Annotated in this window: 9 protein-coding genes; 8 read left to right on the top strand and 1 reads right to left on the bottom strand. The window is 42.5% G+C overall.

The window, feature by feature from the left end; translation table 11 throughout:
* Window positions 1-62: 62 nt before the first annotated feature.
* The 5 genes from FHS56_RS09425 to FHS56_RS09445 all read left to right on the top strand — a co-directional run bounded on the left by FHS56_RS09425 (window position 63) and on the right by FHS56_RS09445 (window position 7,152).
* Window positions 63-3,356, top strand: coding sequence for a DUF4175 family protein (locus FHS56_RS09425; protein WP_166920052.1), 3,294 nt, complete (start codon window positions 63-65; stop codon window positions 3,354-3,356).
* A 4-nt stretch (window positions 3,357-3,360) separates the two neighbouring features.
* A complete protein-coding gene (locus FHS56_RS09430) occupies window positions 3,361-3,771 on the top strand; it encodes an ATP-binding protein (protein WP_166920054.1) in 411 nt (136 codons plus the stop codon).
* The gene (gene ybeY / locus FHS56_RS09435; RefSeq protein WP_166920057.1) at window positions 3,758-4,192 is read left to right on the top strand and encodes an rRNA maturation RNase YbeY; all 435 of its coding nucleotides are present in this window, start codon (window positions 3,758-3,760) and stop codon (window positions 4,190-4,192) included. The genes FHS56_RS09430 and ybeY overlap by 14 nt, the downstream gene beginning before the upstream one ends.
* A 189-nt stretch (window positions 4,193-4,381) precedes the next feature.
* Window positions 4,382-6,241, top strand: coding sequence for a tRNA uridine-5-carboxymethylaminomethyl(34) synthesis enzyme MnmG (mnmG, locus tag FHS56_RS09440; protein WP_166920059.1), 1,860 nt, complete (start codon window positions 4,382-4,384; stop codon window positions 6,239-6,241).
* A gap of 26 nt (window positions 6,242-6,267) precedes the next feature.
* A complete protein-coding gene (locus FHS56_RS09445) occupies window positions 6,268-7,152 on the top strand; it encodes a class I SAM-dependent methyltransferase (RefSeq protein WP_166920062.1) in 885 nt (294 codons plus the stop codon).
* A 23-nt stretch (window positions 7,153-7,175) separates the two neighbouring features.
* On the opposite strand, the gene FHS56_RS09450 is transcribed toward FHS56_RS09445, so the two are convergent.
* Window positions 7,176-7,583, bottom strand: a complete 408-nt coding sequence (locus FHS56_RS09450) for a response regulator (protein WP_166920064.1) — start codon at window positions 7,581-7,583, stop codon at window positions 7,176-7,178.
* Window positions 7,584-7,663: 80 nt separating this feature from the next.
* Here FHS56_RS09450 and FHS56_RS09455 point away from each other — a divergent pair, with 80 nt between their 5' ends.
* The 3 genes from FHS56_RS09455 to FHS56_RS09465 all read left to right on the top strand — a co-directional run bounded on the left by FHS56_RS09455 (window position 7,664) and on the right by FHS56_RS09465 (window position 12,461).
* Complete coding sequence (locus FHS56_RS09455) at window positions 7,664-8,437, top strand: ParA family protein (protein WP_166920066.1); 774 nt, start codon at window positions 7,664-7,666, stop codon at window positions 8,435-8,437.
* A 29-nt stretch (window positions 8,438-8,466) separates the two neighbouring features.
* On the top strand, window positions 8,467-10,062 hold the full coding sequence (locus tag FHS56_RS09460) for an Ig-like domain-containing protein (protein ID WP_166920068.1): 1,596 nt from the start codon (window positions 8,467-8,469) through the stop codon (window positions 10,060-10,062).
* 575 nt (window positions 10,063-10,637) lie between these two features.
* Window positions 10,638-12,461, top strand: coding sequence for a tetratricopeptide repeat protein (locus tag FHS56_RS09465; RefSeq protein ID WP_166920071.1), 1,824 nt, complete (start codon window positions 10,638-10,640; stop codon window positions 12,459-12,461).
* The last annotated feature ends 40 nt before the right edge of the window (window positions 12,462-12,501 follow it).

The following is a 12,501-nucleotide window of genomic DNA, read 5'->3' on the forward strand; positions in this document are numbered from 1 at the left end:
GCAAATACCGAAAATTTCAGTATATTACTACACTTACTCCTAGGACCTAAATGCATGCAAGTATGCTCCGTGTGGATGAAAGACTACGACAATTCAAGAAAAAGTACTACCTCTACCAAGCTTTGCGGGGAGTACTCCTAAGTTTGCTGCTTACTGTAAGCTTCTATTTGCTTTTTGCCGTATTAGAATACTTTGGGCACTTCCACTCTTCGGTGCGTGCCCTTTTCTTTTTTGGGCTTCTGTTCACCATGAGCGGCACCCTGCTCTATTATGTCCTTCGCCCTCTGGGAGCTTATGCTGGCTTATACAGCCTGATGAGCGATGAAGCAGCTGCCCGCTACATAGGCAGCGAAATCCCAGAAATAAGCGACAAACTCTTAAATGCCCTACAACTCAAGCGACAGCTCAACAGCGACGACAGTTTGTTATTGGCAGCCATCGAACAAAAAGAGGCACAAATCGCAGGTATCTCTCTACGCAAAGCACTTCCCATAGAGGAAACCAAAAAAACTGCCCGCTATGCTATGATTCCTCTACTGATACTTATTGCTTTGTTTATAGGCATCCCTTCTTTGCTGCTAGAAAGCTCGCAACGCATCATACAATACAAGAAACATTTCCCCAAACCGGCTCCCTTTCGTTTTTCATTGGCAGATGAACGCCTTTCTGTCTTCAGAGGTGAGGACTTGCCCTTGGTAGTGCAAACCGAAGGAAAAGTCATTCCCTCTGAAATGTATGTGGTTTTAGACCAAAGTACCCTCATACCCATGCAGGAAATAGAAGAGGGGCGGTTTGCTGTAACACTGCCCAGTGTTCAAAAAAGGCATCGCCTCTTCTTCCAATCGGGCGAATACACCTCCCAAGAGTATGAGATACAGCTCAAAGAAAAACCGTTTTTGCTGGGCGTAGAACTGGAAGTAAACTACCCGGCTTATACTGGCAAAAGCAGGGAAGTTTTTCGTAATGCCACCAACTTGCTGTTGCCCACAGGCAGTCAGATTACTTGGCTCATACAATCAAAATATGCACAAAAAGTTAGCGTATTCTTTCTTCCAGACTCGGTGGAGACAGAAGCACACCAAGAAAGTGATAATGACCTTAAAGTTGTTAAAAAGAAGTTGATAAAATCAACGAACTATCAGCTACTACTCTACAGCATCGATACTACCTTGCACAGCAGTACCTACCGAATAGATGTCATTCCGGATTTGCCTCCGGTGCTGGAAGTGCAAAACTTCGAAGATACGCTAAGCTATCGCTTGGTAGGGATTGCCGGTACCGCACGCGACGACTACGGCATATCGCGCGTTGCATTTGCCTATCGCATCTTGCGTGGCGGCAATAAACAAATCGATGCCTTCAAAATGCAAAACATTCCAATCAACACAACAAACAACTATGCACGCTTGCTTCATGAGCTTGACCTCAGCCCTCTAAAACTGCAACCCGGCGATGTATTGGAATACTTTGTGCAGGTATGGGACAACAATCAAGTAACCGGCGCACAATCGGCACGCAGCCCCCTATACCGTTTTACCATTCCTGCTGCTGAAACCATAGAAAAAGAGATAAAAGAAGAAAGCCGGCATAGTGAAGAAAAAATGCGGGGAGCGCTGCAAAAAGAAAAAGAGCTGAATGAAGAAATTAGACGCACAGAAGAGCGCATGCGTCTGAAAAAACAATTCGATTTCTCAGACAGAAAACAAATAGAGCAAATCATCGAAAAACGCAAGAATGTAGAGCAAGAAATAGAACAGCTACAAAATGAATTTCAGAAGTTGCAGGACAAGATGGAGCGCTTCGAACAGCCCTCTACCGAATTGATAGAAAAAATGCAGGAACTGCAAAAGTTAATGAACGAACTGCTCGACGAAGAAACCAAAAAACTTTATGATGAACTGCAACAACTACTAAACAAGATGATGCAAGACCCTGAGCTTCTAAAGAAGCTACAAGAGATTAAACAAAACGAGCAAGAACTCGAAAAGTCGCTGGAGCGTACCCTCGAACTCTTCAAGCAACTGCAATTTGAACAGCAACTCGAAAAAAGCCTGCAAAAACTTAACGAACTAATTCAAAAGCAAGAAGAACTGCAAAAACAAACTCAAGAAAGCAAAAGCAAAGACCAAAAAAAGCTCGAAGAGTTAAAACAGCAACAAGAAGAAATTCAACAAGAGTTTCAAGACCTTGAAGAAGAGCTGGAAGAACTCCAAGAAATGAATGAAAAGCTCGAACGTCCGCATGCCATACCTAACATGCAAAAAGAAAAAGAGCAGACTAAAAAAGCAATAGAAGAAAGCATTCAGCAATTGAAACAAGAAAAACCCAAGCAGGCAGGCGAACAGCAAAAAAATGCCCAAGAGCAAATGCAGAAAATGCAACAAAAACTGCAGCAACTGGCGCAATCCATGAAAGAAAAACAAATGCAAGAAAACATACAGACACTTCGGCATATTCTCGACAACCTGTTGCAACTGTCTTTTGAGCAAGAGCAACTAATAGAAGACAGCCGGAAAATCAACACACAAGACCCTCGCTACGTAGAACTTATTCAAAGACAATATAAAATTCAACAAAGCAGCCAAATTGTAAAAGACAGTCTCTGGGCACTTGCCAATCGTGTATTTCAATTGCAATCCTTCATCATGGAAGAAGTAGGGGAGATGGAAAAAGCCCTTGAAAAAAGTCTGCTTCTGTTAAAAGAACGCAAAATGCGCGACGCCAGCATCTATCAACAGCAAGGCATGACACGCATCAACAATTTGGCTTTGATGCTGAGCGACCTGCTCAAGCAAATGCAGAACCCTGCCAGCGACGGTGCAGGCAGACCCCAAAAAAACCAAAAGAATACCCCCTCGATGAGCGAGCTGCAAAAACAACTCAACCAACAAATACAACAACTCAAAGAAGGACAGCAACAAGGGCGGCAACTCTCCGAACAACTTGCTAAATTAGCAGCGCAGCAAGAGCTGTTGCGAAGAAAAATAGAGGAATTACAGAAAAATGGAGAGCTAAGCCCAGAACAAAAGCAAATGCTGGAAGAGATTAAGCAAGAAATGGAGAAAACAGAGAAAGACTTAATCAACAAAAATATAAACCAAGAAACGCTCAGAAGACAAAAAGAAATAGAAACACGCCTACTGGAAGCTGAAAAATCGCTTCGAGAACGCGGCGAAGATGACAAACGCAAAGGTGAAACCGCTACACCTAAAGAACGTAAAGAACTTCCGGCGCCCCTGCGCGAATATCTGAAAAAACAGCAGGAACAACTGGAGCTCATACAATCTGTACCACCCACCATGACCCCTTATTTTAAACAACGCAGCGATGAGTACCTCAAACAAATTAAACCTTAAAACTATGGATTCAATCCATATACAAATCCCTTCGATTATTGAAAACATCCGCATCATTGAAAGCTTTATTGATAATGTAAAAGAAGCCTATCAAATTTCCGACGACATTTACGGCAATATCATGGTTGCCGTAACCGAAGCAGTCAATAATGCCATTGTACATGGAAATAAACAAGACAGAACCAAAAATGTAGACCTCAGTTTGCATTTCCATGAAGACATGATTCGCTTTGTGGTGGAAGATGAAGGCGAAGGCTTTGACTATCACCATCTGCCTGACCCTACCGACCCTGAAAACCTCCATAAACCACACGGAAGAGGGATTTACTTGATAAAACAACTCTGCGACGAGGTCAAATTCAAAAACAATGGTAAGTGCATAGAGCTAATATTCTACATCAATGGACAATATTAACTTCTTTTTTGAAGATATTGAGCGCCCACTTTACTTATCAGACGAAAGCAAACAGTGGTTGGTCCAAATAGCCCAGCACTTTGAAGCCAAAATCATAGAGCTCAATTACATATTTTGCAGCGACAACTACCTGCTTGAGATAAACCGCCAATATCTGAATCACGATTATTATACCGACATTATCACCTTCGGATATTCCGACAGTATTCTCTTTATTGAAGCAGACGCTTTTATTTCAATAGAAAGAACCGAAGAAAACGCACAAAGCATAGGCATTACAGCCGAAGAAGAGCTGCACCGGGTCATGGCGCACGGGCTTTTACATCTGTTGGGGTTTAAAGACAAAACAGAAGCGGAAGCCGCCGAAATGCGCAAAATGGAAGACTGGGCATTGAGTCTGCGTGTTCCACGTGGAACATAAAACTATACAAACACTTAAAGCAGAGCGCCACGCTTAAAGTGGCGCTTTTTTATTGTCAATAAAAATACAAAGAAGAAGTGAAACTACAAGAAGCTCTTTTATTTACACCCATCTAAAACCTCTGAAAATTAATATCTTTGCAAAGAAAAAAGATGTTCCACGTGAAACATTAAAAAAACAAGCAAAAGCATGTTCCCAACATATGATGTGATAGTTGTAGGCGCAGGACACGCCGGCAATGAAGCCGCAGCAGCAGCTGCCAATTTAGGCTCCAAAACCTTGCTCATTACCATGAACATGCAGGTAATAGGGCAGATGTCGTGCAATCCTGCCATGGGAGGGGTAGCCAAAGGGCAAATAGTCCGCGAAATAGACGCTATGGGCGGGCTCTCGGGCATCGTAACCGATGAAAGCATGATACAATTTCGCATGCTTAACCGTTCTAAAGGACCAGCTATGTGGAGCCCCCGAAGCCAAAACGACCGCATGTTGTTTGCACAAAAATGGCGCTTGGCACTTGAAAAAATTCAAAACCTCGACTTCTGGCAAGACATGGTCGTAGGATTGATAATCAAAGACAAACGCGTAGTGGGCGTAAAAACAAGCATGGGGCACGAAATCAATGCCCGGGCTGTGGTTATTACAAGCGGCACTTTCCTCAATGGCATCATACACATAGGCGAAAAACAATTTGGTGGTGGCAGGGCAGGAGAAAGAGCAGCCACCGGCATCACTGAGCAGCTTGTAGAGCTGGGGTTTGAAGCCGGTAGAATGAAAACAGGCACCCCTCCCCGTGTAGATGGACGTACCCTTGACTACAGCAAGATGACCGAACAGCCCGGCGATGAGCCGCCCGGTAAGTTCTCATTTATGGATACCACGCCCCTCACTAAACAAAAAAGCTGCTGGATAACCTACACCAATCCCAAAGTGCATGAGGTGTTGGCAACAGGATTTGACAAATCCCCCATGTTTACCGGGCGAATCAAAGGTTTAGGTCCCCGCTACTGTCCTTCTATTGAAGACAAAATCAACCGCTTTGCCGAGCGTGAACGCCATCAAATATTTGTAGAACCTGAGGGGTGGGAGACCGTAGAAATCTATGTCAATGGATTTTCCACCTCTTTACCCGAAGACGTGCAGTACAAAGCACTGCGCTTGATTCCGGGCTTCGAAAATGCCAAGATGTTTCGCCCGGGTTATGCCATAGAGTACGATTTCTTTCCACCTACGCAGCTCAAAAGCACGCTGGAAACAAAACTAATTGAAAACCTATTTTTTGCCGGTCAAATCAACGGCACTACCGGTTACGAAGAAGCAGCCTGTCAGGGACTCATTGCAGGCATCAACGCACATTTAAAAGTGCATGATTTGCCGCCCTTTACTTTGAAACGTTCGGAAGCATACATAGGTGTGCTCATCGATGACCTCATCAACAAAGGCACAGAAGAACCCTACCGTATGTTCACTTCCCGGGCAGAATACAGACTGCTTCTACGCCAAGACAATGCAGATTGGCGCCTTACCGAAAAAGCCTACAAACTGGGTTTGGCGTCGGAAGAACGTTACCGCCGTTTCATGGACAAAAAAGAAAAAATAGAACAAGGCATACGTTTGATAAAAGAAGCACAAGTAAACCCAGAAGAAATCAACGGATACCTCGAAAGTATCGGCTCTGCCACCATAAAAGAAAAAATAAGGGTTGAACGTCTGCTCAAACGCCCCGATTTGAATATTTATCAACTGATAGAGCGCATTCCACATTTGGAAACATTGCGCCGCTACAACCAAGAGGTATGCGAAGAAATAGAAATCATGATTAAATATGAAGACTATATTGAGCGAGAGGAAAAAATGGCTCAAAAAATGATGGCGTTGGAAGACTATCGCATCCCCTCGAATTTTAACTATGACTTGGTGAAAGCACTGTCGGCAGAAGGCAGGGAAAAACTAAAACGCTTGCGTCCGGAAACCTTAGGACAAGCTTCTCGTATCAGTGGCGTTTCGCCTTCCGATGTGTCGATACTCATGGTTTACTTAGGCAAATAAGCAAACAAATAATGAAGCATAAGCATATGGAAAGACTGTCTGCATGCCCCATTTGTGGGCATGTGGGCTTTTATACATGGCTCCGCACCAAAGATTTCACAGTTAGCAAAGAAGAATTCGATATTGTATGTTGTGAGCAGTGTGGTCTCAAATTTACCAATCCTCGCCCTGCCGAAACCCAAATCGGTCAATATTACGAAAGCAAGGAATATATATCGCACCACGACGAAAAGCAGGGCATAGTGCCCTTCATATATAAGTGGGTACGCGAACACATCACCCTGAAACAAAAAAGAAGGTGGGTAGAAAAACAACTCACTCATAAAGGCAAGCTCTTAGACGTAGGCTGTGGCACTGGTCATTTTCTTTTTCATATGCACAAACACGGATGGGATGTGAGTGGGGTAGAACCCTCTTTAGAAGCAAGTCGAAAAGTAAGAGACTCTGGCATTCCAGTGTATGAGCGCTTGGAGCAACTAATCAACAACACAAAGTTCGATGCCATCACCATGTGGCATGTACTGGAACACATACATCATTTAAATGAAGATTTACAAAAGCTCAAAGATTTGTTGAATAACGGAGGGTGGCTATTTATTGCCGTACCCAATATTGAATCTTATGATGCCCATTTTTATGGTACCTTTTGGGCAGCCTTGGATGTCCCACGCCACCTCTATCATTTTTCTCCTGCCCATATGAAACAACTCTTACAAAAGCATGGGCTACATTTGCAGGAAATACAAGGCATGCCCCTCGATGCTTACTATATCAGCTTGTTGAGCAGTGAATACCGCTCGGGAAAAAAGCAATGGGCAGAAGCTATCTATCGGGGCACTTTGTCAAACTTGCATGCCCTCAAAAACAAAAACTATTCAAGCTTGGTGTATATAGTAAACAAAGTCAACTAAAAAAATTCGACTGATGATAATTTTTAAGCCCTATACAATATGTGAACCTTTTGTAAGACATCCTCTGAAATAGGCTTGCTTATAAAGAATATTTTATGAGGATAATTGGCAAAGGCATTCTCATCTATTTCTGTTTGTATGGCGCTTGACATGATGACAAAAGTAACATCCTTGCGCAAAGAAGCGGGTAGTTTCAAAAAGTTCTCCAAGAAACTTTGAGCGTTCATTTCAGGCATGAGCACATCTAAAAAAATCACTTGTGGGAAATCATTCAAACGCCCCAAATCAAAGGCTTTCAGATAATCCAAGGCATCCATGGCACGCTCAAACAATAAGACATTATCGGCAAACTGATGTTTTTCTAAAATTTTCTTGGCTAAAATAGCATCAAGCTTACTATCGTCAATAATCAATACATTTTTAAGACTCATAGTTTTAGAAGTTTAAGGGCTTAGCAGGCTTATAGATAAATATAGAAATTTTTTAACTTCCTTGACAAAAAAAGGAAACAATGAAAAAGAAACAAAAGACGCAAGTCATCTCTATAGTCAATCAAAAGGGGGGTACCGGTAAGACCACCACTGCTGTAAATTTAGCAAAAGCCTTAGAGTTGCTTGGATACAAAATTTTACTCGTTGACTTCGACCCACAAGGCAGCTTGTCATATTACCTCGACGTAGAAGACGCTCACCCCAACATTGCAAATGTGCTTTTGGGCGAAGCCGACATCAAGACAGCACTGCTTCAGGTAAGCGGCATGGATATCCTGCCTTCCAATACAGAACTTGCCGACCTCGAGATTTCATTGGCTAACTACGAAGGAAGAGAGTCATTATTGAAAGGCTACCTAAACGAAATAAAAGACCATTACGACTACATCATCATAGATTGCTCCCCCTCGCTTTCATTACTCACCATAAATGCCTTGGTAGCATCGGACTACCTTATCATACCCATCCCCATGGAAGTGCTCAGCTTTCACGGCTTACATCTTATCAAAAACACTGTGCAAGCTGTCAAAGAGGCACTCAATCCGACACTCACCATTTTAGGCATATTGGTCGTTAAATATTCGCCTGTACGCCGCATCACCACTCAACTATTGAGTGCCATACAAGAAGAGTTCGCCGACACACTGGTATTCAAAACCAAAATACGTTTAGATACCCGTCTGATAGAATCACCGGCATACGGCAACAACATATTTGAAACAGCATCTAACTCCAAAGGGGCAGAAGATTACTTAGACTTAGCCAAAGAAATTATTCATCTCACCCAAAAGTAAATCGTTTTATCTGTAAACTATTCAGCATCATGCAAGCAAGTCGTTGGTTCTTCTATACGATGCTCTGCGGCATCGTATTGCTTTTATGCCGCTGCGCCAATCCCGGCATACTGAGCGGTGGGGCAAAAGATACCATCCCTCCACAAGTCGTCAAGCGAATTCCTCCACTTGGACAAACAAACTTCAAAGGCAAAGAAGTGAGCATTTTTTTTGATGAAAGCATACGAGGCAAAAACTTGCAACAAGAACTTATCATCACTCCACGCATAGAGGGGAAAGATGCTTATGAAATCATTGAAAAAAAATACGGCATCACCTTGCGTTTCAAAAGACCATTGGCAGAAAATACTACCTATAACATACACTTCCGAAATGGCATAGTAGATGTAACCGAGGGCAACCCCGCCAAAGAAGCCATGATTGTATTTAGTACAGGCACGCAGTTGGATTCTCTGCAAATAGCTGGCAGATGTGTGGCGGCACTGAGCGGCGAGCCTATCGAAAATGCCTTAGTAGGTCTTTATCCTACCCATGACAGCATAAACCCTGCCCTTCATGAACCTCTCTACTTGGGCAGAAGCAACGCCTCGGGCAACTTTCAACTTCGCTACCTGAAAGCCGGCAAATATCGCCTGTTTGTCATAGAAGACCAAAACAAGAATGGCAAATGGGACCCCAAAGAGCTTTTGGGATTTTTACCCAATACACTTTCACTCGAAACCAACCTTGACAGCCTCTTCGTAGAGTTAGTACCCCAAGACATCGAAGCACCCCGAATAGTAAGCAAGCGCAGCTCCTCGCAATATGCCTATAGCGTAGTCAATATCAACGAAGGCATTGACTCAGTGGCAATCCTGCCCAACTTGCCTTTTGCACTCGACAAAACAGGACGCCAAATAAAAATCTATCATAAGGAGAGCCTCGAGGTCATCATTGCAGCAAAAGATTCTACCGGCAATCTGCTTCATGATACTTTACAATTGGAAGCACCCAAAGGAACTGCAAAAGAAAAGTTTGAAGTAGAGATTAGCGAAAAGTACCAACCCTATACTCAAGAACTGCAACTGCATATTTACGCCAACAAGCCTATAGAAAGGCAAATAGACAGCCTTTTTTACGCCTATATAGACCAAGATACCATCCAAAAGCAAGTATTTTCTGGAGCATTGTTCCAAAGCCCCACGCCCAACAGGCTGATATTCCAAAAGAAGCTAAACTTCCAGGATAGCGCCAAAGTAATCATCGACAAAGGCTGGCTTGTCTCAATAGAGCATGACAGTAGCAACATCCAGTGGAGCAAGCAAGTTGTGGCTGCCAACCCCAAAGACTTTTCAACCCTCCGCCTCCGCATAACAAACACCAACAGCAATGCATGGATTATGCAGCTGCTGAACAAAGATGGCAAAGTTGTAAAAGAGCAGCCTATCAATAAGAGTACTATTGAAATCAAAGGCTTACCGCCGGAAGAGTACAAACTACGCTTCTTCGAAGACAAAAACCGGAACAACCGCTGGGATAGCGGCAACTACAAAGAAAACATTTCACATGAAAGAATATTCATATATAATAAAACCCTTCGCTTAAAAGCCAACTGGGAAGTAGAAGAAGAGCTATCCATTAAATAAGACAAATCTTTGAAAAATACAATTACAAAACATGTGGATAACCTCCCCATTTAAGGGAAAGTTATCCACATTTGCTTCTAAATCTGTGGATAAGTCCCCATTTTTTGTGGATAAATATGTGGATAAGTCAAGCATTTATCCACATTTCAAAAAAAATTTGTGGATAACTTTATCCACACCTTAAAAGTTATCCACACACCTCAAAAGTTATCCACAAGTTATCCACAGCTAAAGTCCAGTTATCCACAAAGTTATCCACATTAGCACATAGTATAAAAGGAAGATGTGGATATGTGGATAAAAGTTATCCACATTGTGGATAAGTATATTTAAGTTACTGATTTTCAATAAAAAAGTTATCCACACCCCTGTGGATAACTCATGTGGAAAAGTTTTTTAAAATAGCATTTTACAAGTATTTTTTCCGTTCGTCGAGGACTTATCCACATTTTTTTCGCCTATAACAATAATAATAATAAATAAGATTTTTATTGAAAATTGTTGTTATTACTAAACAAAGAGGTCTTGCATTTTTCGAAAAAAAGTGTTATATACAGTAAGTAGCAAAACGTCGTATGGAAAAAATACAAAAAACATGGTGGTTCAGTTGCTTGTTTGCGGTCTTATCCACCAACCTGTGTGCACAAATCAACATGCAATTGTCCCTGGCAAAGGAATACTATCAAAAAGGGGAATGCGATAAAGCAATAGCAGAATATAAAAGCATAAGCAGGGAAGCATCTGAATACTTTCTGGTGATTTATCCACAATACAAAGACTGCCTGTGGAGAAGTCGCTTATTCAAGGATTTGGAGAAAGTTATAGAAACAGCCATTAAAGAAGCGCCCGACAATCCACTTTACCGCATAGACTTGCTTGAGCTTTATGAACACGAAAACCAAAGTCGCCAAGCAGAGCGAGTTTATCGACAACTTGTGGATAAGTTTGCCGGCTCCTATGAACAAGCTATGGCAGTAGTGCATTGGCTCATGGACAAGCAGCAATGGAGTAGAGCTAAAGACTTTATTACACAGGCACGCCGCCGTTTGTATGAATATGCCTTTGCCATAGAAATGGCTGAGATTTACGCCATAGAGCAAAATATTGAGGGCATGCTCAATGAGTATTTGCTCATTGCCTATAACGACCCCGCAAAAATAGATTTGGTAAAGCAGGCTTTGCAGGAGCAATTCGACAACGAAGCGTTAATTCAGAAGGCAGAACAACGCATGATAGAGCTGAGCCAACGCTACCCCGACGAGAAAGTATTTCTTGACCTGTTGATTTGGCTTTATGTACAGCGGGGGGACTTCGACAATGCTTTTTTGTTGAGCAAAGCCATGGACAAGCGCTTTCATTTAAGCGGGCAGCATCTATTTCAAATAGGCATGATTGCCTACAGCAACAGTGCCTATGAAGCCGCAGACCGTTTCTTTACTTACATCAAGCAGCAATACAAGGGCAGCTATTTAAGCTATGCGGCTGCCCGTTATAGTATTGCTTCCAAAGAAGCGCTTATCAAGCAACAGGGCGAGCACGCCAAGCATCAAATGCAACGTATTGCCGAAGAATACCGTCGTATCATAGAGGAAGGCAGAGGACGCTCAGAGATAAAAGAAGCCTATACCGGCTTGGCATTCCTGTATGCCAACTATCTGCAACAAACCGACTCGGCTTTGCTTGTTTTAGATGAAGCTCTGAGGAGTTATCCACAAGAAAAAGAGTTTATAGCGTGGGTAAAGATTCAAAAAGGGGATGTGCTTTTACTCATAGACCAACCCTGGGAAGCTGCCTTGTTGTATGCACAAGCCGAAAAAGAAGTCAAGGACAGTCCGGTTGCCTACGAAGCCAAATTGCGCAGGGCAAAACTATTCTATTACACTGGGGAATTTGAATTGGCAAAAGAATACTTTGACATTTTGAAGGCAGCCACTTCACGGCAAATAGCCAATGATGCACTGCAAATGAGCTTGCTCATTAGTGAAAACCAAGATGCTGATTCGAGCAACCATGTACTTTTAACCTATGCAAAAGCAGATTTGCTGTTTTTTCAACAGCAATATTCCCGTGCGCATCTTTTGCTTGATAGCCTTCGGCTTAGTGCCGGGGGGCATCCTATTATGGACGATGTGTTGTGGATGCAAGCAAAAATTGCTACTCATTGGAAAAAATACGACGAGGCGGCAGCCCTCTATCAACAAATTGCAGAACAATATGCCTATGAAATTTGGGCAGATGATGCGCTCTTTGAGTTGATGCAGCTGTATTTTCATCAATACCGGGATTACAAAAAAGCTGAAGAGTATGCCTTGCGTCTCATCAAAGACCACCCCGATAGCATCTATATATCACAAGCCCGCTTTTTACTTCAAAAAATAGAACAACAGCAGGTCAACTAAAAAAAAACAACCCAAATATGGTACTGTATGTAAGTTTTTA

The organism is Thermonema lapsum (genome assembly GCF_011761635.1).
Lineage (GTDB): Bacteria > Bacteroidota > Bacteroidia > Cytophagales > Thermonemataceae > Thermonema > Thermonema lapsum.

Excerpts from the sequence above, each read along its gene's own strand:
- ybeY (WP_166920057.1), top strand. The coding sequence starts at position 3,758 with ATGGACAATATTAACTTCTTTTTTGAAGATATTGAGCGCCCACTTTAC.
- FHS56_RS09425 (WP_166920052.1), top strand. The coding sequence starts at position 63 with ATGCTCCGTGTGGATGAAAGACTACGACAATTCAAGAAAAAGTACTAC.
- FHS56_RS09460 (WP_166920068.1), top strand. The coding sequence starts at position 8,467 with ATGCAAGCAAGTCGTTGGTTCTTCTATACGATGCTCTGCGGCATCGTA.
- FHS56_RS09465 (WP_166920071.1), top strand. The coding sequence starts at position 10,638 with ATGGAAAAAATACAAAAAACATGGTGGTTCAGTTGCTTGTTTGCGGTC.
- FHS56_RS09445 (WP_166920062.1), top strand. The coding sequence starts at position 6,268 with ATGGAAAGACTGTCTGCATGCCCCATTTGTGGGCATGTGGGCTTTTAT.
- FHS56_RS09450 (WP_166920064.1), bottom strand. The coding sequence starts at position 7,583 with ATGAGTCTTAAAAATGTATTGATTATTGACGATAGTAAGCTTGATGCT.
- mnmG (WP_166920059.1), top strand. The coding sequence starts at position 4,382 with ATGTTCCCAACATATGATGTGATAGTTGTAGGCGCAGGACACGCCGGC.
- FHS56_RS09430 (WP_166920054.1), top strand. The coding sequence starts at position 3,361 with ATGGATTCAATCCATATACAAATCCCTTCGATTATTGAAAACATCCGC.
- FHS56_RS09455 (WP_166920066.1), top strand. The coding sequence starts at position 7,664 with ATGAAAAAGAAACAAAAGACGCAAGTCATCTCTATAGTCAATCAAAAG.